At 58.1% G+C, this 21,963-nt stretch carries 21 protein-coding genes; 5 read left to right on the top strand and 16 right to left on the bottom strand.

What is annotated here, in order from left to right; translation table 11 throughout:
* Window position 1: 1 nt before the first annotated feature.
* Entirely contained in the window at window positions 2-403 is a 402-nt protein-coding gene (locus D8M21_RS04095) for a cytochrome c oxidase subunit 4 (protein WP_048678331.1), read from the top strand.
* A gap of 1,411 nt (window positions 404-1,814) precedes the next feature.
* On the opposite strand, the gene qcrB is transcribed toward D8M21_RS04095, so the two are convergent.
* From qcrB to ctaE, 4 genes are read right to left on the bottom strand one after another with little or no spacing between them, the layout of a single operon-like run.
* Entirely contained in the window at window positions 1,815-3,443 is a 1,629-nt protein-coding gene (gene qcrB, locus D8M21_RS04090; protein WP_048678329.1) for a cytochrome bc1 complex cytochrome b subunit, read from the bottom strand.
* Window positions 3,444-3,445: 2 nt separating this feature from the next.
* The gene (gene qcrA, locus D8M21_RS04085) at window positions 3,446-4,537 is read right to left on the bottom strand and encodes a cytochrome bc1 complex Rieske iron-sulfur subunit (RefSeq protein ID WP_048678327.1); all 1,092 of its coding nucleotides are present in this window, start codon (window positions 4,535-4,537) and stop codon (window positions 3,446-3,448) included.
* A 58-nt stretch (window positions 4,538-4,595) separates the two neighbouring features.
* A complete protein-coding gene (gene qcrC, locus D8M21_RS04080; RefSeq protein ID WP_085529512.1) occupies window positions 4,596-5,390 on the bottom strand; it encodes a cytochrome bc1 complex diheme cytochrome c subunit in 795 nt (264 codons plus the stop codon).
* A 58-nt stretch (window positions 5,391-5,448) separates the two neighbouring features.
* Window positions 5,449-6,123 carry an aa3-type cytochrome oxidase subunit III gene (gene ctaE, locus D8M21_RS04075; RefSeq protein ID WP_082156609.1) on the bottom strand — a complete coding sequence of 225 codons (675 nt, stop codon included), beginning with the start codon at window positions 6,121-6,123 and terminating at the stop codon, window positions 5,449-5,451.
* 215 nt (window positions 6,124-6,338) lie between these two features.
* Here ctaE and trpD point away from each other — a divergent pair, with 215 nt between their 5' ends.
* The gene (gene trpD, locus D8M21_RS04070; RefSeq protein ID WP_048678322.1) at window positions 6,339-7,394 is read left to right on the top strand and encodes an anthranilate phosphoribosyltransferase; all 1,056 of its coding nucleotides are present in this window, start codon (window positions 6,339-6,341) and stop codon (window positions 7,392-7,394) included.
* A 57-nt stretch (window positions 7,395-7,451) separates the two neighbouring features.
* Here trpD and D8M21_RS04065 read toward each other — a convergent pair whose 3' ends face one another.
* Window positions 7,452-7,865 (bottom strand): DUF3054 domain-containing protein, encoded by a 414-nt coding sequence (locus tag D8M21_RS04065; RefSeq protein ID WP_082156608.1) that lies wholly within the window; start codon window positions 7,863-7,865, stop codon window positions 7,452-7,454.
* 175 nt (window positions 7,866-8,040) lie between these two features.
* Between D8M21_RS04065 and D8M21_RS04060 the strand changes: the two genes are divergently transcribed.
* From D8M21_RS04060 to D8M21_RS04050, 3 genes are all read left to right on the top strand, one after another.
* Window positions 8,041-8,523 carry an NfeD family protein gene (locus tag D8M21_RS04060; protein ID WP_048678318.1) on the top strand — a complete coding sequence of 161 codons (483 nt, stop codon included), beginning with the start codon at window positions 8,041-8,043 and terminating at the stop codon, window positions 8,521-8,523.
* 35 nt (window positions 8,524-8,558) lie between these two features.
* Complete coding sequence (locus D8M21_RS04055; protein WP_082156607.1) at window positions 8,559-9,737, top strand: SPFH domain-containing protein; 1,179 nt, start codon at window positions 8,559-8,561, stop codon at window positions 9,735-9,737.
* A gap of 190 nt (window positions 9,738-9,927) precedes the next feature.
* Window positions 9,928-10,278 carry an RNA polymerase-binding protein RbpA gene (locus D8M21_RS04050; RefSeq protein ID WP_048678316.1) on the top strand — a complete coding sequence of 117 codons (351 nt, stop codon included), beginning with the start codon at window positions 9,928-9,930 and terminating at the stop codon, window positions 10,276-10,278.
* A 120-nt stretch (window positions 10,279-10,398) separates the two neighbouring features.
* Here D8M21_RS04050 and D8M21_RS04045 read toward each other — a convergent pair whose 3' ends face one another.
* From D8M21_RS04045 to D8M21_RS03995, 11 genes are all read right to left on the bottom strand, one after another.
* Window positions 10,399-11,148 (bottom strand): polyprenol monophosphomannose synthase, encoded by a 750-nt coding sequence (locus D8M21_RS04045; protein WP_274542913.1) that lies wholly within the window; start codon window positions 11,146-11,148, stop codon window positions 10,399-10,401.
* Between the two features lie 129 nt (window positions 11,149-11,277).
* A complete protein-coding gene (locus tag D8M21_RS11390; protein WP_193389224.1) occupies window positions 11,278-12,126 on the bottom strand; it encodes a hypothetical protein in 849 nt (282 codons plus the stop codon).
* 17 nt (window positions 12,127-12,143) lie between these two features.
* The gene (locus D8M21_RS04035) at window positions 12,144-14,975 is read right to left on the bottom strand and encodes a DEAD/DEAH box helicase (protein ID WP_048678313.1); all 2,832 of its coding nucleotides are present in this window, start codon (window positions 14,973-14,975) and stop codon (window positions 12,144-12,146) included.
* 84 nt (window positions 14,976-15,059) lie between these two features.
* Window positions 15,060-15,914, bottom strand: coding sequence for a twin-arginine translocase subunit TatC (gene tatC, locus D8M21_RS04030; RefSeq protein WP_048678311.1), 855 nt, complete (start codon window positions 15,912-15,914; stop codon window positions 15,060-15,062).
* Window positions 15,915-16,004: 90 nt separating this feature from the next.
* Window positions 16,005-16,310: a Sec-independent protein translocase subunit TatA gene (tatA, locus tag D8M21_RS04025; RefSeq protein ID WP_048678309.1), complete on the bottom strand. Its 306-nt coding sequence runs from the start codon at window positions 16,308-16,310 to the stop codon at window positions 16,005-16,007.
* Window positions 16,300-16,671, bottom strand: a complete 372-nt coding sequence (locus tag D8M21_RS04020) for a hypothetical protein (protein WP_048678308.1) — start codon at window positions 16,669-16,671, stop codon at window positions 16,300-16,302. The genes tatA and D8M21_RS04020 overlap by 11 nt, the downstream gene beginning before the upstream one ends.
* A gap of 21 nt (window positions 16,672-16,692) precedes the next feature.
* Window positions 16,693-18,768, bottom strand: coding sequence for a helix-turn-helix transcriptional regulator (locus D8M21_RS04015; RefSeq protein WP_082156606.1), 2,076 nt, complete (start codon window positions 18,766-18,768; stop codon window positions 16,693-16,695).
* Window positions 18,769-18,808: 40 nt separating this feature from the next.
* Entirely contained in the window at window positions 18,809-19,204 is a 396-nt protein-coding gene (locus tag D8M21_RS04010; protein ID WP_048678306.1) for an FKBP-type peptidyl-prolyl cis-trans isomerase, read from the bottom strand.
* A gap of 52 nt (window positions 19,205-19,256) precedes the next feature.
* Window positions 19,257-20,216 (bottom strand): FKBP-type peptidyl-prolyl cis-trans isomerase, encoded by a 960-nt coding sequence (locus D8M21_RS04005; protein ID WP_048678305.1) that lies wholly within the window; start codon window positions 20,214-20,216, stop codon window positions 19,257-19,259.
* A 98-nt stretch (window positions 20,217-20,314) separates the two neighbouring features.
* Window positions 20,315-21,748 (bottom strand): Pup--protein ligase, encoded by a 1,434-nt coding sequence (gene pafA / locus D8M21_RS04000; protein ID WP_048678303.1) that lies wholly within the window; start codon window positions 21,746-21,748, stop codon window positions 20,315-20,317.
* A 5-nt stretch (window positions 21,749-21,753) separates the two neighbouring features.
* Window positions 21,754-21,954, bottom strand: coding sequence for a ubiquitin-like protein Pup (locus D8M21_RS03995; RefSeq protein ID WP_048678302.1), 201 nt, complete (start codon window positions 21,952-21,954; stop codon window positions 21,754-21,756).
* Window positions 21,955-21,963 lie beyond the last annotated feature (9 nt).

Below are 21,963 nucleotides of genomic sequence, written 5' to 3'. Positions count from 1 at the left end.
CGTGCGCGAAAATAGCATTCTCTTCTGGGGCTTGTTCGTCTTCCTCGTTCCGGTCAGCATTGTCTACGGATACATGACCAATTTTGAGGAATGGGTTGGATTCCCCGCTCTGTTGCTGACCGCTCTGATGTCGGCGTTCCTGGGCTTCTTCTTTGGTTTCACCAACAAGAAGCACCCGAACCAGCCATCGGATAACCTCGACGGTGAGATCGCCGACGCGGCCGGTGACTACGGTTTTTACTCGCCGTGGAGCTGGTGGCCTCTCCTTCTGGGCATTGCCGCCACGATTGGCGTCGTCGCCTTGGCCATCGGCTGGTGGCTGCTGATGCTTGCCGTTCCGGTAGCTTTGGTGGCACTTGTTGGTTGGGTCTATGAATACAACCGCGGAAGCCATGCCCACTAGGGACAAATAGGTTTCTTGACGCTAGAAAGCCCCCATGCTCGTAGAGCATGGGGGCTTTTGTGTGGCCACGTTGGTGGAGGCCCCGGGGACCGGCGGCTTCAGGACTCGTGTGACTTCCGCGCCCGCCGGAGACCACGCGAGATTTCTCCAAGCGCTTGCCCAAGGGCTAGGGGAAACTGAATTTGGGACGGCGCATGTGCGGGATGGCAGCATGTGCGCTGCGTGTAGTAGCAATTGTCGCGGAGGTTGGGTCCGCCCAAAGCACGGGGCACGCGTAGGGTGGTGCCACATCTTTGTTGTAGAGCATGTTGGCTGCTGCCCTGCGACCCGGGCTGTCGTGGACAGCCGACCCCGGCTATTGAGGGGTCCGACTGGAGCATCAGGAGGGGGATGTCCACCGCCCATCGCCGTTAGTCGCTCATCGGGGCCGGGTGGCATCCGGCTCTTAGGTGGCGGTTGCCCGGTTGGCGGGCGCCTACCATCACGAGTAGAGAACGTAGAGAAGGAAAAGTCTCGACGTTGGGTGGCGCTTACCCGAATCGGATGTGCTTAATTCCGTTAGGTGGTGGCTAGACCGCCTCCTAACAGCTGCAGGCCCCACCAAATTGGGTAAACCCCACCGAACGAGCGACTTACCGAACGGGTGCCGCCGCCGATACGGACAAACCCCGCTCAACAGACCGAAGACCGCACGGAAAAACCCCACCAAATCGGACAAACGCCTCTAAACGGACCGAAGCCCGCATGGCAATCTCAACCGATACGGACAAACGCCACCGAACAGATCGAAAGACGCACGGCAACCACCACCAAATCGGACATACGCTACCGAATGTGTTGTTCGCGACCGTATAGGCTCCAGCATCGCGTCCCCGCCACCCTTTGCCGACACCCGTGTAACCCTCCGAGACTCGAGCAACATTCTTCGGACTTCAGGGGGGTGAGATCCCGCTGAGGCCACTGGGAGAGGAGTTTCGAGGGGATAGGACCGACACGTGGTTCTTCGGTATTTGCGCAGCCGGTCTATCGGTTGCTCGACAACGATCTGACAGGAAATGAGGGAGGGCGCACCCCACACGTACAGGTGCTAAGAAGTGCTCCCCGGAAAGTTACCTGCTGATGTGTCACCTCCATGAGTGGACGGACAATGGGAGACCACCGACGGAGTAGAGCGAATCTATTGGGTAGCCACGACGCCGGCGGCCAAAGACGTCTAGAACCACTAGACGACTCCGCCACAAGAACTGGCCTGAAGCGGGCGGCGAGAATACCCCGCCTCCGTCAACGTGCAGACGGCGGTTGTAGCTCCCGGTACTCCATCAATCCAGCAAGCGCATGAGAAAGGCCCTCGAACTCCATTACGGAGTTCGAGGGCCTTTCCTAAACGAGGTATTTGGCCTAGCCGTGAAGACTAGTGACCGCCTGCCTCAATCTCGTGATGCTTGTGAGCAGCTTCCAGCTCGGAGGGAGTTACGGGAGCAACCCTGTCCTCAAAGAACAAGCGGGAGATGCGACCGCGGACCTTCTCGGCGCCAGTGATCTTGCCCTTCTTGTTCGGCTGAGCGGGAGTGACCTTCGGGGAGTTGAAGTCCACCAGGCGGTACATGTCGTACTCATTGAGAGGCTCATGTACTTCGATGAATTCACCGTGGGGAAGTTGAACAACCCGGCCGGTTTCGACACCGTGGAGGACCAATTCGCGGTCTTTCCTCTGCAAGGAGAGGCAGATCCTGCGCGTGATCTCGAAGGCGATGAACGGTCCGAAGAAGAACAGGAACCGGAGCACGTAGGCGACGTCGTTGAGAGCGACGTGGAAGTGCGTCGCGATCAAGTCGGAGCTTGCCGCAGTCATCATGACGGCGTACCAGGTCACACCGGCCACGCCTGCGCCCGTACGGAACGGAGCGTTACGGGGGCGATCCAGGATGTTGTGTTCACGGTTGTCCTTGGTAACCCAACGTTCGATCCACGGCCACAGGAAGAAGCAGCCCAACAGGATCGCAGCGGGCACCATCGGGAGCAACACTGCCAACACCCAGGTGCCACCTGCCTGCAACTGCCAGTGGAAGGGCCAGGAGCCCGGCATCAGACGTAGTGCGCCATCGACCCAACCGATATACCAGTCAGGCTGCGTACCTGCCTGAACAGGGGAGGGATCGTAGGGACCGTAGTTCCAAATGGCGTTGATCGTGACGGTTCCGGCCATCAAGGCGATGATTCCGAAGACCACGAAGAAGAACCCGCCAGCCTTGGCGGCGTAAACCGGACCAACAGGGAAGCCGACAACGTTCTTTTCGGTACGTCCGGGGCCGGGGTACTGAGTGTGCTTGTGGACGACCACCATGAAGAGGTGAATCGCGACCGTGAGCAAAATGAGCGCGGGCACAATCATGATGTGCAGCGTGTACAAGCGGCCGATGACGGCGTGGCCTGGGAACTCGCCCCCGAAGAAGAAGAGCGAGAGGTGAGTACCGACCAGCGGGATCGCCTTCATGACGCCGTCGATAATGCGGAGACCGTTACCGGACAGCACGTCATCGGGGAGCGAATAACCGGTGAATCCGGCCGCCATGGAGAGCACGAACAGCATGCCGCCCACAACCCAGTTCAACTCGCGAGGGCGACGGAATGCGCCAGTGAAGAACACTCGCATCATGTGCACAGCAATGGCGACGACGAACATGAGAGCGGCCCAGTGATGGACCTGACGCATAAACAAGCCGCCACGGATATCGAACGAGATATGCAATGCGGATGCATATGCCGCCGACATCTCGACGCCCTTCATGGGTACGTAGCTACCGTCGTAGACCTTAGAGGTCATCGACGGGTCGAAGAAGAAGGTCAGGTAGGTTCCCGAGAGAATCAGGATGACGAGGCTGTATAGAGCGACTTCGCCAAACATGAAGGACCAGTGATCCGGGAAGATCTTGCGGCCAAATTCACGCACGATTCCCGACATGCCCACTCGAGTATCAACAAAGTTCGCGATACGGCCGGGGGTGGTCGAGGCCTGGTATTCGTTTACGGCATTAGACATGATTAAGCCTCACTCGCCATCTCTTGCTTTTGCTTGCCGCGTTCCCAGTAGGCCGGGCCAACCGGCTCGTGGAAGTCGCTGCGGGCAACGAGGTAGCCCTCGGAATCGACGGTGATCGGAAGCTGCGGCAACGCGTGGGCGGCGGGGCCGAAGACCACGGCGCACTCATTCGCAGCGTCGAACGTTGACTGGTGGCAGGGGCACAGCAGGTGGTGCGTCCGCTGCTCATACAGAGCGATGGGGCAACCAACGTGCGTGCAAACCTTGGAGTAGGCGATGATGCCGTCGACGTTCCAGTCCTTGCGATCCTCGGAAACGTGCAACTCCTCCGGATCCATACGCATCAGAAGAACAACGGCCTTGGCCTTTTCCTCGAGGTAACCATCTTCGTGGGAGATATCGAGAATGTTCTCGGGAAGAACGTGGTAAGCGGATCCCATGGTCACGTCGGCGGCCTTGATGGGAGTTCCGGAAGGGTCGCGAACCAGGCGAACTCCCTTATCCCACAAGGTGTGAGAGAGAACCTTGGTATCGATCGGCCCGAGTTCGCGGAACAGAGTCACAAAGGTGAGGGGCGCCAGGATAATGGCACCGATCAAGGTGTTCCGCATCAGAGGACGACGCTTCACACCGGATTCGTCGATGATTGTTTCGACGATCTCCTGAGCTTCCGCTCGTGAATCCTCGGAGCTGATTTCGTGACGCATCTCGACCATCTCGTGGTCAGGCATCAGCGTACGTGCCCAGTGAACAATGCCGATTCCGATGCCGAACATCGTGCACGCAATACCGAGACCGAGAAGCAGGTTCTGCAAGCGCAGATTGCTGGTGGGATCCGGGTTATTGACGTCGTACATGTCGCCGTTAGCTTTGATCGCGAAGAACCCGATCCAGAAAATGAAAGCGCCAACGATCGACAGAATGAACAGCCAGGAGACCTGATGTTCGGCACGCTTAGCACGCCGAGGATCAAGGTCGGTCAGACGTGGTTCGTGATGCGGCAGACCAGGATCCGGAAATTTTTCCTGGTTCTGATCTTCTGAGGTAGCAACGGCGCCGGAATGATCCGGTGCTCCGTCACGATGGTTGCCCATGTGTTCCTCTAACTTCCTTGGTACGAGCTACTAGTAAGTGTGTGATGCCCTGCTGGGCTTATGCGGACCGCGAGGTCAGCCAGACGGTGAAGCCTACGACGACTCCGAGTCCGATAGTCCAGATGAACAAGCCTTCAGAAACCGGGCCAAGGGAGCCCAGCGCGAGTCCGCCGGGGGAGCTGTTGGTTTCTTGTGCCTTCAGGTAAGTGATGACATCGCGCTTTTCGTCGGGCGTGATGTTGGCGTCGTTGAACACCGGCATGTTTTGCGGGCCGGTTTCCATGGCCTCGTAGATGTGCTGCTCGGAGACACCCATGAGCGTCGGCGCGAACTTGCCGCGAGTCAGGGCACCGCCGGCGCCTGCCGCGTTGTGGCACATGGCGCAGTTGGCCAGGAAGACCTTGGCGCCGTTAGCGGCATCGCCCTTGCTCGTGTCCAAGGATTCCGCATCCGGCACGCCGGGGCCTGCACCCAAGGAAGAAACGTAGGCGGCGAGCTGCTTGGTCTGCTCGTCGTTGAACTGACCCGGCTTGATCTGGGCCTGAGTACCCTGCATCTGCATGGGCATACGGCCCGTGCCGACCTGGAAGTCCACCGCGGCCGCGCCGACACCGATCAGGGACGGCCCGTCCTGGGTGCCTTCAGCACTCGTGCCGTGGCAAGTGGCGCAGTTCGACTGGAACAACTTTTGTCCGGCAGCAATGTCATCTGCTGTGTAGCTCTGTGAGGAGTCGGCCTTGGCCTGGTTGGTGGCTGAGGCAACTGCATAGAGGCCGCCAGTCAGGACAAGAGCGACAGCCAAAAGAATGATGGCCGCCAGCGGATGACGCCGCTTTTGAGAAAGTGCCTTCACGTCAGGAGTTCCTTTGTCTGTGTGTGATTGATGTGGGGACGGACCGCTGAAACGACGTCTACTTGACGAAGTAGACGACGAGGAACAGCACAATCCAGACCACGTCGACGAAGTGCCAGTAGTAGGACACCACGATTGCCGAGGTCGCTTCGTAATGACCGAAGCGCTTGGCAACATAGGCGCGCCCAATGATGAACAGGAATGCGATGAGTCCCGCAGTCACGTGAAGAGCGTGGAATCCGGTGGTGATGTAGAACGCCGAACCATAGGCGCTACCGGCAATCGAGACGCCCTCCGAGACGAGGGTTGCATATTCCATCGACTGGATGCTGACGAAGAACGCGCCCATGATGAAGGTGAGGAAGAACCACTCGATCATTCCCCACTGGCCGACCTGCCAGATAGAACCGGTGCGTCGTGCCTTGAGCTGTTCCGCCTTGAACACGCCAAACTGGCAAGTGACCGAACTCAAGACGAGGACGATCGTATTTGCCAGCGCGAGCGGAACATCAAGGTGGTGGGTGTTTTCGGCCCACACCTCGGGCACCGTGGCGCGCAGGGTGAAGTACATGGCAAAGAGTCCGGCGAAGAACATCAGCTCACTCGCGAGCCAAACCACCGTGCCAACGGACACGATGTTCGGGCGATTGAGCGTCGGTTGTGCCGACTTACTGTGAGTTTGGGTTGCAGTTGTCACATAGACATTATGTCGGTAAAACTCCCGTCGGACCAACAGGAACGCCGTTTGTGCCCTCCGGCGTGTCACGGAGCGTGCCGCAGATCGTTGGAAATCCGCGGGAATTCGGGGCTTTTCGCGCCCTGTAGGTATTAAGGTCACGTAACGGTGGGACGAGGGCCACACGTGTTTATCCAGGGAGCGTCCAGGGATACGTCAGGGTTCGAGAGTATCGCTGACAGGTGCGGGCTGTGATCCCGTAAGGTTGAGGGATGAACGATTCGTCACTCCACGCACGTGAAACCAGCTGGAAGTCGCTGATCAACGCGATTGAACGTCACGAAGACCTGACCTACGACGAGGCTGCCTGGGCCATGAAAGACATGATGACCGGCGCTGCCGACCCGGTCCACGTTGCGGCCTTCTTGGTGGGTTTGCATACCAAGGGGGAGACGGCCGAGGAACTTCACGGGCTTTCCGAACAGATGCTCAGCATGGCCAAGGATTATCACGGCCCGCGCGACGCCGTGGACATCGTGGGCACCGGGGGAGACCAGCACAATACGGTCAATATTTCGACGATGGCTTCGTTGGTCATTGCCGGGACGGGCCTCAAGGTCGTCAAGCATGGAAACAGGGCGTCGTCGTCCTCCACGGGGTCCGCGGATGCTCTTGAGCGCCTAGGTTTGCCGCTGGACGCGCCTGCAGATCGTGTCGAAGCCTCCGCCGATGAGGTCGGAATCTCGTTCCTCTTCGCGAATACATACCATCCGGCCATGAGATATATCGGCCCGATCCGGAAGACGCTGGGCGTCCCGACGATCTTCAACTTTTTGGGACCGCTAGCTAACCCCGCTCGGGTCGATTCATCCGTTATCGGTGTATCGAATGCTCGGATAGCACCACTGATGGCGGATGTTTTTGCTCGTCGTCGGCAACACGCCTTGGTATTTATCGGGCCACTCAATCTCGATGAATTGAGCTTGATCGGCCCGTCCCGCATCTGGGAGGCGTTCGATGGGCAGATTCAGGAGAGCGTCATTGAAGTTGCCGATTTGAACCTGCCCTCGAATACGTTGGGCGACATCACCGGTAAGGATGCCGAATTCAACGCAGATGTGATTCGGCGGGTCATTGCGGGGGAGAAGGGGCCGATTCGCGACACCGTGGTCCTTAATGCGGCCGCTGGTCTGGTATCGGCCTCGAGCGATGTGGATCGGCCCTTGCCGGACCGGTTGAACGAGGCCATACATAGTGCGGAGGAGTCCATCGATTCCGGAAGCGCGCATCGTGTGCTGCAGGATTGGATTCGGTTCCTCCAAGATTAACCTTAGGTATAAGTTGAAGGTTAGTGATACGCTCGGGGAGTAGCCAGCGTTTTTGCTTTAATTCGCGGTCGGACCGTGCGTGAATCGCTGAATCAAGCGCACTACGAGCCGGAATCCCAGGAGGAAGACGCCGGTCGTGATGGTTGCGACGATGATGAACGACCAGTGCGTCCCGGCGCCTGTGATTGCGCGAAGAACCATGCCGACGACCACGGTGGAGACCCATATGGCGACTCCGGCAGGAAAGATTATTTCAGGTCGACGCCACGCGCGACTGACGATCCATCCCACGGCGCCGCCCACGAGGAACGGCCATGCCGTCATGGCAATACCCGAAATAGTTTCTCCGTGAGAGGCTCGGCCGATGCCAGCGAAGATCATAATCAAGAGTGCATCGATGATGGCAAAGGCCCAGACGGGCATAGATGGTGCTGCGCGACGTTCGGGTTGAAGTGCAGGGGAAGGAGTCATGTGTCGAATCTACCGCGGACATGGATTCGGCAGCCAATAGGGGCGTCCAGATTCCCTCTACTTTACATAATGTAGATTATCGGTTGTATGGATCTCCGTCTGGACGGTCTGCCGTTGATGTATTCGCCGACCGAATCATGCACGATAGATATATACCCCGTGAAAGGACTCAATCGTGCTGACGTGGATTGTCGAGAATCCGGTGGCCGTCTGGCTCATAGCAGCGATCATTTTGGGCGTCATCGAAATGCTGTCGCTCGATTTTTTCTGCTTGATGCTTTCGTTCGGTTGCCTAGCTGCAATGCTGACAGCATTGGCAGTTGATAGCTGGACGGTCCAAGTCATCGTTTTCGCTGTCGTGGCAATTCTTCTGCTGTTCTTGGTGCGTCCCATTATGCTGCGACGTCTTCGTCGGAATTCCCCACACGCTCCGACCAATGTCGACCGACTGATCGGCCAACACGTGGAAGTTTTGGAGGCCGTGTCCGACAAGACGGGACTCATTCGACTTGAAGGCGATCATTGGACGGCGCGAACCGTTGGTGATTCGGCGCCGATTCCTACTGGACACGAAGCTGTCGTTCAACGCATTGAGGGTGCAACAGCAATCGTGAGCAATGAAGCTCCCGAGACAGAACAAGACAGCACCACACTCTAGATCCCGAATAAAAGAACCACCTGAAAGGTAGTCGCATGACCCCGCTCATCATCGTGCTGGTCCTGATCATCATTTTTGTGGTGATCACGGTCTTTAAAGCAGTGCGGATTATCCCCCAAGCCCGTGCAGGAATCGTGGAACGTCTCGGTAAATACCAGACGACGCTCAATCCGGGATTGCACTTTATCGTCCCATTCATTGACAGGGTTCTCCCCCTGATCGATCTTCGCGAACAGGTCGTCTCGTTTCCCTCGCAGTCCGTGATTACTGAAGACAACCTCGTCGTCGGAATCGATACCGTGGTCTATTTCCAGGTGACGGATCCTCGTGCCGCTACGTACGAAATCACCAACTACATTCACGCCGTGGATGAGCTCACGAGCGCGACCTTGCGTAACGTCGTCGGTGGCCTCAATCTTGAGCAGACGTTGACCTCCCGCGACCAGATCAATGCGGAGCTCCGTGGCGTGTTGGACAGCACCACAGGACGCTGGGGTCTGCGCGTTTCCCGCGTGGATATCAAGGAAATTCAGCCCCCGGTATCCATTCAGGATTCGATGGAAAAGCAAATGCGTGCTGAGCGGGATCGTCGTGCAGCGATTCTTACCGCTGAGGGACAGAAGCAATCGCAGATTCTCACCGCAGAAGGTGAACGCCAGGCGGCGATTCTTTCGGCAGAAGGTGACGCTAAGGCCTCGATTCTTCGCGCCGACGGTGAGGCTCAGGCCATTCATAAGGTCTTCAGCGCGATTCACAAGGCGAAGCCGAGCCAGAAGCTGCTCAGTTACCAGTACCTTCAGACCTTGCCGAAGCTTGCTGAAGGCGATGCCAACAAGCTGTGGTTCATTCCGACCGAGCTGGGCGATGCGCTGCGTGGTATCGGTAAGGCCTTTGGCGACGACGGCTCTGGGGTTGACCCCATGAACCCCTTCACCAACGTCTCCGATGATGAGGAGGACGTCGAGGTTCCGGACGACGTCGACGACCCGATCGTGGACTCCCCTGTGCTCAAAGTGACCGAGGACGATCTCAAGGCAGATCCGAATCAGACGATGGTGGATCCAGACGAATTTGAGATGCCGCCGTCGAGCATTGATGTCGACTCGACCCCGACAGCTGATCGCGATGAGGCCCCAGGGACGACGAACGCGTCCAATGAGGGCGGATCCACGGGGCAGTCCCCCAGCACCTATGGGATCCCTGGAGACAAATAGGTCATTTAGGTTTCCCGATGAATGCCGTTCATCTCGTCCCTGTGGGGCGGTTGGGCGGCATTCGTCGTCCGGGACCCGAAATTTCGGTGTTCATGGTGATCAATGAGACCATGGAAGGGAATAAATGAGGGCGTGCCAGCGCTGATGGGATCAGCGATAACTGTCTGGCACCGGGGAAGGATAAATATTTATGAGTGACCGTAGCCTGCGAGGCATGCGTTTGGGCTCTCAGTCCATGGAATCAGAGCAGGGCGTGGAGCCCGCTCCGCGTCAGCGTGTTGAGTACCGTACGGAAGACGGTGAGCAAGTCTTCGTCACTTTTGCGGTCGAAGCCGAGATTCCCGCGACCTGGTCGGCCAAGTCGGGTAAGCAAGCATATTTGGTTGATGGCTCCCGGCCGGAAGCTGGCAACGAAAAGCCGGTGCGTACTCACTGGGACATGCTGCTGGAACGACGCTCCATGGAAGAGCTGGAAGAAACTCTCCAGAAGCGCATCGAGTACTACCGTGATCGCTTGGACCTCGCCACGCCGGAGAAGTAACTCCCCCGGTCGTTCGAAGCGAGGAGATACGCCGAACGTCGAATGATCGTTCAGAAATTATGAAGGGGCGGCACCCGTATTGGGTGCCGCCCCTTCATCGTATGCAGCGGAGTGGTTTCCTTATGCCTTCGTCCGAGCGAGCTTATTTTGTAAGGTCTTGAGCCGCGCCCCAAGACCCCATCGGGCAACCTTCGTCATGGATTCGAAGATCACGCCTGAATCCATTTTGGAGTCCCCGACCTCGCGCTCCACAAAGGTGATCGGAACTTCAGCGACAGTAAGGCCCTGCAGCTGAGTTCGCCAGCCCAAATCGATCTGAAAGCAGTAACCGACCGATTCAATGGTGTCGAGGTCAATTTTCGTCAGGGTTTCGCTTCTGAACGTGCGGTAGCCGGCGGTAATGTCCTTGACGGTGGTGCCCAACATGGTTCGGGCGTAGACGTTGGCTCCCCACGACAGGAACTGCCGGTGCCACGGCCAATTGACCGTCTTGCCGCCGGGAACGTAGCGTGAACCGATCGCAAGGTCGGCACCCTGCTCAACGGCTTCCAATAGGCCGCCGAGTTCTTCGGGGCGGTGTGAGCAATCGGCGTCCATCTCAACCAGGACGTCATAGCCGCGTTCGAGACCCCATTTGAATCCGGCAATATACGCCGCTCCAAGGCCACCTTTGCCTTCGCGATGCAGGACGTGAATCAATGAATCCTCTGCGGCGAGCCGGTCCGCGAGTTGGCCGGTCCCATCGGGGCTGTTGTCGTCCACCACAAGAACGTGCACTTCGGGCTGGGCGGCACGAAGGCGCTTCATGACCACGGGAAGAGCTTCAATCTCGTTAAACGTGGGGATCACGGTCAGGGTCTTAAGTCGCACTATGTATTCTCCTGCTGAGATCACGCGTCCTCGCGGATCCCCGATATGACGTTGGCCTTATTAATTGTACCGGCGGCTACCTTATCCCAGGTTGTCACCAATTCGGGTCACCCGAGTCGACCTGGGATGTCACCACGAAAGCTCTCTCGAACCTACACGAGCTATCTGGGCTATTGGGAAAGAATGTTCGTTCAACTCCGGAAGCAATGGGGTCCTTGCTCGGGGGTCTGTACTCCATGCTGCGATGCGTGTGTCTGCCGTCTGCACCATGAGCGCTTCGGCCCGCCAGCCTACGAAGTCTGCGGGCGCGTCGGGAACGATTTGGCCTCCGAACGGTCCGCCGGCCCTAAACAGTCGCCTGAGCCCTCGTGTCTGAGCGGTGAACGTGGCGCGACTCGGCAAACCCACAGAATCTTGGGAATTCAGTCTCAGTCCTCGGGTCGCCCATTCCCAGGGGTTCAACGTCGTAGAGTCACCAACGACGCTACTGGAGCTGACCAGGCCGACAGCTGAGCCTGCCTTCAACTGGTCTTTCACGACGTCGATCCATTGCTCGTCGTTGAGGTCGGCGGACAGCAGGAGCCCGCTATCTTCGATGTCCGTGAAGTTTTGGCTTGTCTCGGCTACTCGGACGGCTGACGGGAGATCCAACGTTTGATCCGTGAATACCTGTCGAAGGTGCCATGAATCGTCCTGCGCCACGACGCTCGCCGTGTAGCCTGACTGCGCCAGTTGGACATCCGTATCTTGCGAAGCCTGAGAAGCGTCGATTCGCCCCACAAAACCCGGGACCAAAATCAGTCCGTCGAGGTCGACGGTGTGCATCGAGTCATCGACGACGGAGTCCGCGCCGGCCTCTTCCCCGACCCATACGACGCGCTCCCCTTGTACCAAGACGGCCGTCGCGAACGGGTCGGCTGGGCTATATACGGATCCATTCCGATACATGACGGTTTCATCGCCACGAAAAATTTCCAATGTCCTTATTCTCTTTCTCATGCCTCATCGAAAATGTCGATGAACTCTGGAGTCTCGTCCTCGCCTGATGGCGCATCCAATTCATGAATGATGACTCCCCGTTTGATCAGTCCAATGGCGGCTTCACACACAGTGCGCCAGTCAGCATCATCGACGGCGTGACCCAACTGGTCTAGTGCGTCAATCACCTGTTTGGTAGCTCGGACGAAGTCCCCCGCAACGAGGTCGGACCGTTCTAGGGACTGGGATAAGCTACCGCCTCTCGCCCACCGATAGATCGACCACATGAGCCCGACGTCGGGAACGGGCGTCTCTGGAAGCCTGTGGCGACGCTCTCGGCTCGTCAGCTCGGTCCACATCGCATGGAGCGAATCCACCCTGCCGCCTAATCCAGCGGGATACTGACGCATAAAGACCGTTTCTTCCCTCTTACCGGAAAAAACCAGAACCGACATCGCCGCACACAACGCCGCGGGATCCAGATCTTGGAAGTACCCGCCGTGTAAGGCCAGTGTGGTCAAGAGATCGCGATCTCCATAAATCTTCCTCAGCGCTTCACCTTGTACTTGAAGCTCAGGTGTGCCATCCGCTCCTGGGGCCACATAGTCGTACTCCGCCAATAATTCGAGGATATGGGCGAATCGTTGAGCAATCGTGTTGGTTCGGGAGTCGATTTGATGCCGGAGTGAATCGGTTTCCTTCTTCAACTTCACCCAACGATTGAACCAGCGCTCGTGGTCTTCGCGTTCGGAACACCCATGGCATGGATGATTCTCGACGGCCTTGCGAAGACGCGCGATCCCCTCGCGCTCATCACGTCGATACTCGAACTCCGGAGATACAGGGGCCGAAATAGAGCGGGGCGGTTTTCCGGCGTCAAGTGCGGCTGTGGCGCGAGCCGACATGTCACGACGCTCTTCCGGGGTGCGCCCCGTGAAGTGTTTGGGAACCTTAACCCTTGAGATCACGTTGACGTCGCCGTCAAAGTCAGAGGGTCCCACCACACGGAGATGAGCGGAAAGGGTCACGATGCCAACCCGTGATTCAAACCCTCCTTGGGGTTTGCCGACGACGACCGCCGTTCCTGCGCTCCTACCGCGCGGAATTTCGATCACGTCCCCTGGCGTGAGCAATTGCAACAACGAATCAACGGCGTCGCGGTTCGCCCGTTTTCGGTCTCGCGCGAAGGCTTTTTCCTTTTGGTTTAGGTTGTACTTGAGGTTTGCATACTCCACGTAGTCGCCGAGGTGGCATGACATGGACTCTTCGTAGCCAGCAAGGGCCTTCTCTTGGCGACGGACCTTGGACGCCAGATTTACCACGGATTTATCGGCCTGGAACTGAGCAAAAGAAGACTCCAAAATGCTCATGGCCCGATCAGAACCAAAATGGTCCAGCAGGTTGACCGACATATTGTACGTAGGGCGGAAGCTTGAATAGAGCGGATAGGTCCGTCGGGAAGCCAGCCCAGCAATTTGGCGGGCGTCCATGCCGTCGTCCCAGAGCACAACGGCATGGCCTTCGACGTCAATGCCTCGTCGTCCGGCTCGTCCAGTGAGCTGTGTGTACTCCCCCGGTGTGATGTCGACGTGTTGCTCGCCGTTGAATTTGGACAGTTTTTCGATCACCACCGACCGCGCCGGCATGTTGATGCCCAAAGCAAGAGTCTCCGTGGCGAAGACCGCCTTCACGAGTCCCATCGAGAAGAGTTGTTCAACGATTTCCTTGAAGAGCGGCAACATGCCGGCGTGGTGAGCCGCAATTCCTCGGCTCAAGCCTTCGCGCCACTGATCAAATCCCAGAACTCGAAGGTCCTTAAGATCAATCGCTGCGGTGGCCTCCGAAATGTAGGCCCGGATCAGCTGGGCTTGACGGTCGTCTGTGAGCCGAATGTCGGCATTGATGCACTGGCCTACGGCGTCGTCGCAAGCGGCTCTAGAGAAAATGAAGTAAATGGCCGGGAGGAGACCATCCTCTTCGAGGGAACGGAGGACCACGGGGCGTGGAGCGCGTCGCATCCGTGGTGACCCGGAACGACCGTGGCCCTTGCCCTTGCGTCCTCGCCGAGGTCCCCCACGTTTCGAGGTCGCCTTCAACAACTCGGTATTGACCTTGAGCTTCTCGGTGTCTCCGGAACGTACGATGTCAGCGGCACGCGAGATGGTCGTGTTATCGGCAAAGAGATCCAGCAGGCGATGTCCCGTCATGACGTGTTGCCACAGAGGCACGGGCCGATGCTCGGACACGACTACCGTGGTGGAACCCCGGACGGTGTCGAGCCACTGCCCAAATTCCTCGGCATTGGAAATCGTGGCGGAGAGGGACACAACCGCCACGGATTCAGGCAGGTGGATGATGACTTCTTCCCAGACAGCGCCGCGAAACCTATCGGCCAGGTAGTGAACTTCGTCCATGACGACGTAGCCGAGCGAGTCCAGCGTGCTCGATTGGGCGTACAACATATTCCGCAAGACCTCGGTGGTCATGACCATGATGGGGGCCTCGGAATTGACGGCCACGTCACCCGTCAGCAATCCGACGTTCTCGGAGCCGTAAGTCTTGCACAGGTCCTGGAATTTTTGGTTGGAGAGGGCCTTGATGGGGGTCGTATAGAAGGCCTTTTTGCCCTGTTGCTGACCCAAATAGACGGCGAACTCCCCCACCACAGTTTTGCCAGCTCCGGTGGGTGCCGCCACCAAAACGCCATCTCCCTGCTGGAGGACTTCGCAGGCTTCGCGCTGAAAATCATCCAGGGGAAAGTTCAGCGACTCTTCAAAGGCGCCAAGCGGAGAGCGCAAGTACTCGTTTCGCGCCCGAGCCGCGCGGTATTGGTCGGCGTAACTAGGCATATACCCCACCCTACCGGTCTAGATCCTTGACCTGACCGAATTCCGCTCACCGCCGGATGAGCGTCTTGGAGTATTCCCAGAACGTTAGTCCTTAGCTTCGAGACCTAAATCCTTGAGTCGTCCGGCAGGGGTCGCCTGGTCGGCTTCCATTCCATAGGATTCTGCGAGTTTGGCGTTCTTCTTATCCCGTCGTTTGTCATTGAAGATACAAATCGCGATGGCGAGGAAGAACAGGAGAAGTAGCGGCGCCATGAGGTAGAACATCGTCATGACGTCGGTTCCTGGAGCAGTCATAGCAGCCAACAACGCCACGATGACCACGACCCAGCGCCATGACTTGAGGATGGTCCGTCCGCGGATCAGCCCCATCATATTGACTCCAACCAGGGCCACTGGCACCACGAATGAAATTCCGAAGGAGAGAATCAGCTTGACGACAAACGAGATGTACGTCTTGGCCTCGATGAAGTTTGACTGACCTTCGGGGGTAAATGCCGTGAGCGTGAAAACTGCGGCCGGCATGCACAGCCACGCAATGAAGATCCCGAGAAGAAAAAGCGGGACGGAGACTCCGATAAAGCTCAAGGCATAGAGCTTCTCCCGCTTATGAAGGGCCGGCATGATGTAGGCCCACAATTGGTAGAGCCACACTGGTGAGGCAAGGACCAGACCGATGGCTAGCGAAACCTGAACCATCACGTCAAAAGCGGAGGCCACTCCGTTGAAGTTGATGGTGGCGTGACGGCCATGCTCGGAGGCGATCTCGGCGATAGGCTCCGTGATCGCCTTCATGACGGGATTGTAAAAGAAAAACCCTGCGACGGCGCCGATGACCGTGGCGATGGCGGCCTTAATTAACCGATTGCGAAATTCCCGGAGATGCTCCCGCAGGGCCATCTGTGCCTCGGGATTTCCCTTCCGGCTGTACTTTGAAGCCATGTTTTCTGAGTGTCCTTGTGTCTCCAAGGTCGGTACAGCGCCAAGCGGTCCATGCCTTTCCAGCACGGACCTACTCGTCGAGACCAACGATCAGCGGTGCGACGTCCCCTGATCACGCACATTGGGCTCGGCGGTGGCGCCACCGGGCGCGTGCGAACCGTTCGAGTCGACGTCGCCATTGCTGACGACCTCTCCATTAACCACGCTGTTCTTCTGACCCTGGCCAGATTTGTCGGACTTGTCGTCCTTCATTTCTTTGACTTCGGACTTGAAGATACGCATGGACTGGCCCAAGCTTCGGGCCATGCCAGGAAGTTTCGGAGCGCCAAACAACAACAGGATGATGACCAGAAGGATCACCAAGTAGAGGGGGTGATCGAAGAGCCTACCGAGCATGAGATTTTCCTTTCTTATCACCGCGGTATAGGTCCCTCACGTTCTGAGGCTGACCGCGGTGGTCACGGCGCGCGATGCGTTGGGCGACGTGACGTTCGTGTCGCTTCGTGCGTTCGCGAAGATACTCCTCGCGAGCTTGATGAACGGGTATCAGAATGCCGGGAACCGGGGCCTCACGTATTCCGGTGGCCACAGAACTCGACGACTTCTCCCATCGCTCTGTCATATCTTGTCCAAGGGTGCCGATCTCATCCAACAGTTTGAAGAACCGACGGATGACCCACCACATCAGTAATCCGAGGACGGCCGCGGATACGAGGACGAGCGCCGTCCACAAGAGTATCCAAAACCACCAAGGCATGGGTTCCATTATACGCATCCATCAACTGTGAGTAGGCTGACCTGGCCGATCGCTTGGGTCACAGGGATTCTGTAGAATCCGGCGTCGATAGAGCTCTCTTCGCCATTCTGGTGCCCACAATTGTGGCTGCCACAATGCCATGCGCCCCGCGTGGTGCAACATCATCCGGTACAGACTGAACCAGCTGCGAACCCTAACCTCGATGAGCTGTCCCTCGATGCTGGAACCATCCGCACGCGATATCCGTGCCTGGCCGAGTTGAGTTCCATTCATGAGAGCCGAAAGCTCGGGGCACGAGGCATCGACCCACATGTGAGCGGTGGTATCTTGCGGCGATTCGTTGTCACCACCGTGAGCCGCCGTGGATTCAGCAGGGACACCCGGGACAGGTGGCGTCTCACGTTCGATGGCCCGAATAGATGCGACCCGGTAGGTGCGTTCTAGGCCGTCTTTGGCGTCGGCGGCGCTGACGTACCACGTGGGTCCGTCTGCATAAACCTTAGTGGGCCGCACCGTGCGCCACGTAGCGGAGCTTTGCGACCGTGAACGGTACAGGATGCCTACATGACGGCCTTCGTCAGCTGCCTCGCGCAGGATAGACAGATGTTCCGTGGTAATGGATTCGAGATGGACCGAGAGCTGATCGGACTCGACGCTAGCGAGGGTCACCGTTTTTGCGAGCTTATCGGCGATGCCCCGAGTCTGCTCACGGTGTCCTGGGCTGATCTCCCCCAAAAGATGCAAGGCGAGAACGAGACGAATGGTCTGGTCAGGAGCGAGGCTGAGGGGCTGATCCAGCTCTCGCGGAAGCTCGACCCGGACGACGTCGTCATGTGCGTCCACCATCATGTAGGCGCTGCCCAGTAGCTCAGATCCAGCGTTGGCCAAGGCCATCAAATCCTTGTTGATTTGCGACGGCGGAATGTCCAGATGCTTCGCGATCTCTCCCGTCGTGCAACCCTGATGCGATCCGAGGAATGATGCGAGATCGACGAGACGAACGAACCGTCGCTCGCTCGCCTCTCGATGACGTTCCCTGCGCGGGGCTTCAATCTGCACGGCCCCCGAGGTATAGGCCGAGGAGACTTCGTCCTGCAATTCGACAGCGTGCCGAGCCTGTGCCTCGACCCGATCATTGATCTCCGCGCTGGAGAATCCAGCGTCGTTGCTGACCTCGACCGTGACAGCACCACCCAGTTCCGCGAGGCACCGGATCAACTCTTGGATATCCGGGACATCGACAGTAATCGATGCGCTCCCCACTTGGCCTTGCTCCATCGAGGAAGGAATTTCCGAGAGCGCATCCATCCCGCGAAGCGCTGTGCCGTCTTCGACCCAGTCCATGACCATGGGCCAAGCATGGGTGGGAAAGGTGAGTTTTACCGCAGGACTCTGAGATTCGGTGATTCCGGCAAGCACTCGAGCCATGGAAAACTCCGGGTCGGCTGCCGGTAGCGTGGTCCACGATTGCGTGATGGCGCTCATCCTGGACAAGCGGAACGTGCGAAAGGCTTTCCGGTCAGAGTCCCAACCACCGACGTACCAGTGCCCGAATCGTTGCCCTACTCCCCAGGGCCTCATGATGCGGGGCAAAGCGTCGAAGGAATCGACACGGCGGTAGTTGAAGCGCAATTCGGTGCCTTGGGCGAGAGCCTCAAGCACGAGATCGAGGTGATCTCCTCCCCCATTCAACGCCGGACTCCAGCGATTGTGAGGTTCGGTGGAATTCTCGTCACGATATCCGAGTCGCCTCACCGCGCGATCTACATCCCGTGCATAGTGAGGGTCCGACCAAAGGCGGGCCGCGACCCCCAGGGTCAACTTGTCGGAAGGCGAAAATGTTTCTTCCGACAGCCAGAGGCGATTGCGGTCCAGGCTATAGACCGGTTCTCCGCGCAAAGTATTCGTTTGCAGGCGCATCCCCAGACGCCGCAACGCCGATTTGTCTCGTTCGAAGGTCCGTTCAAAAGCCGCATCAGAGCTCGCACTCCGATATGCGTCAATACTCTCCCGGATGCGCGCCCTGGTCATGGGGCGCTCTTGGGAGACGAGGAGACTGTATAAGGCGAAGAGCCTCTCAGGTACGGTCGTAGCCATGAGAACTGAGCGGGGCCGCCGAAGCGACCCCGCTCCTGAACTATCGGGCGTCCACGAGGTCCACGACGAAGACGAGCGCCTGGTTAGGCCCGATGGCTCCCCCAGCGCCCCGCTCGCCGTAGGCCATCTGAGACGGAATCTCGAGACGGCGGCGGCCTCCGACCTTCATGCCGAGAAGCCCCTGATCCCAACCCTCGATGACCTGGCCAACACCCGCTCGGAATGCGAGCGGTTCGCCACGGTTCCATGAAGCGTCAAATTCTTCACCGTCTTCGTAAGTCACGCCCACGTAATGGCACTGAACCTGGTCTCCGGGCTGAACCTCGTGGCCCGCGCCTTCGATGATGTCGATGCTCCGTAATTCGGTGGGAACCGGGCCGTCGGGGAAATCTACCTCAGGTTTGGTGCGATCCAGATTGCGTTGTCCAAATGACATATCGATCCTTTCTGAGAGCCCCGCGGGATGCCTCCGCGATAGCTCGAGAGTTCTACTTCTGTGTTGTGCCCTGGCCGGTGCCCTGCCCCGCGCCCTGAGCGGGATCGGCCTTCGACGTCCCGAGAATGTCGACGACGAAGACCAACGGTCCTGCCGGTTGCTGTGCGTTTGCACCCAAGGATTCCTTGGTGCCATAAGCCTTATCCGTCGGTACGACCAAGAGCACCCGGTCACCGACCTTCTTGCCCTTGAGGCCCTCGGTCCAGCCCTTGATGACCTGGTTCAGCGGGAACCCGTTTGGGTCTTTAGTCCAGTTCGAATCAAACTGTTTTCCGTCCGACCACTTCACACCGGAGTACTTGACGAAAACTTGGTCACTTTCCTTGACCTCATCACCGTTGCCATTGATCAGGTTTTGCGAGGTCAACGTCGTCGGATCAGGCTGGCCCTCGGGGATCGAAATCTCCGGTCCGCTGTCCTTCATCGTGACCTTCGGTAGCCCTTCCTTCGGAGGAACTGTTTCTCCGTCGGCCGACTTTTTCAGCTTCTTCGAAATGCTGTAGATCTCGACGGCACTGGCATCCGAACCGCCCGATGCGCCTGCGCTGGCGTTGTCTTGGGGCTTCTTCGCGTAGGCGAATGTGGTTCCAACCTTGGAATCCTTGAGGATGTCGTAGACCTTCGGCAGCTTGTCCTTCAAGTCGTCATTGACGGTAATCGGGATGGGAGCGCCGGAATAGGTGTCCCCTTGGCTCTTTTGGTCCGCTCCGTTGAAAACAGCCGCGTTGACGAGGATGGTGTCTCCCGTGCCAACCTTCTCTCCGTCACCTTCCTTGAGCTGACGCGTTGAGTCGTCTTTCACGGTCAACGGGGTCTCAAAGGAGATCGACGGCGCCTTGTCCGCGCCTTGATCCTTGTAGTCGATGGAGTCGAGGCCGTGATCATTGCTGCAACCGGCCAAGGCAAGCGCCAGGGCTACGGTTGCGGCAGAGATTTTCAGGGATCTACGCACGGAATATTTCCTCACTGTGTTTGCGGTCGGGACGATTCGTGACGTCCAAGGGCACGGCGTCGACTCTAGATGACTCGACGGCGAAATTCCTGGACGTGTCAGATCAGCGGTGGCATGGGGGTTGACCCCGAAGCCGTCGCTTCTCGCAGGAGTTCTATGGTTCGTTCAATGTCCTCATCGAACGTGGCGAAGGGATCCTGGCATACATGGGCCATCGCGGGGACATTATTAATCTTGTAATGGACCCAATCCACCGTGTAGTCGGACCCGGCGTGTTGTGCAGCGGCGATAAACCGACCGCGAATCCGGGCACGAGTTTCCGGCGAAACGGACTCCGCGCGGATAACGCTGTCCTCATCGACCCAACGCCTTGCTTGGCCTTTGCGTTCGAGAAGATAGTAGATACCGCGGGCCCGATTGATGTCGTGATAAGCCAAGTCCAGTTGGGCCATTTTAGGATCTGAATAATCGCAGCCACGCTTTGCGGCGGTACGGTCGAGCAATTTCTTCTTGATCGCCCAGTCGATTTCGGTGTCGATGGAGGATGTATCTTGACGGTCTACCGCGTCCAAGGTGCGCGCCCAAAGATCCATGACATAGTCCGTTTCCGAACGGTGAGACCCATGTGCTGCCAAGAAGCTCTGTGCCGCCTCTAGGTAATACCGTTGCAGGTCCAAGGCCGACATGTGTCGTCCGTCTTTCAGCTCGACCGTTTCGCGACCGGTGAGATCGTGAGAGATCGTCCTGAGCGCCTGGCCCGTATTTGCGAGTTCCAGGTCCTCGAGGTTCGCGTGATCTTCGATCATTCTCAAGATGACGTCCGTCATGCCCAGCCGAGCCAAGGTCGTGGTCTCGGACATGTTGGAATCTCCCACGATGACGTGGAGGCGGCGATACTGTGAGGCATCGGCGTGAGGCTCGTCGCGGGTATTGATGAGGGGGCGCGATCTCGTGGTCGCCGAGGATGAAGCCTCCCATACATAGTCGGCGCGTTGTGAGAACGAGTACGAAGCCTCGCCCGTTCCAGGAGCGCCTTGGGCCTCGGGCGGACCGGTTGGGTGGACTCGACCCGCGCCCACCACGATCTGCCGGCTGACGAGGAACGGAACCAAGAAGCGAACGAGGCGTGAAAACTCTGCTTTCCTCGAAAGTAAATAGTTCTCGTGAGAGCCAAACGAGTGGCCGGCAGAATCGACGTTGTTCTTGAAAAGGTGCAATCGCCCGGGCATGTCCTGGGCTATCAGGGCTTCCTCGGCGCGTTGCGCCAAGCGCTCAAAGAGCCGTTCGCCGGCCTTGTCTTGCCGTACGAGGTCCGTCAGCTCGGCGCATTCTGCCGTTGCGTATTCCGGGTGCGATCCGACGTCCAAATACAGCCGAGCGCCGTTTTCGAGGAACACGTTCGACGAGCGGCCCCAATCCACTACAGGGCGGAACAGCTTCCGTGCTGCCTCCTCGGGACCCAAATGGCCCATCCCTGACATGGAATATCGGATGCCAAACTCGGTTTCTACTCCGAAGATCCTGCGTTGCATGTAGCCTACTGGCCGCCCTTCTGGACGAACCCGCGGACGTAGTCTTCCGCGTTTTCTTCCAGAACGCTGTCGATTTCATCCAAGATGTCGTCGGTTTCGCTGACGAGATCGTGGTCCAGGGAATGTTCACCCCGAACAAGGCTCACGTCTTCTTCTTGCGACTGATCCTGTGCCGACTGCTGCGATGATTCACGAAATTGTGCCACGGTGATCCT

The organism is Kocuria sp. HSID16901, from assembly GCF_003989425.1.
Taxonomy (GTDB): Bacteria; Actinomycetota; Actinomycetes; order Actinomycetales; family Micrococcaceae; genus Rothia; species Rothia massiliensis.
This window is presented reverse-complemented; position numbering and strand designations above follow the sequence as displayed.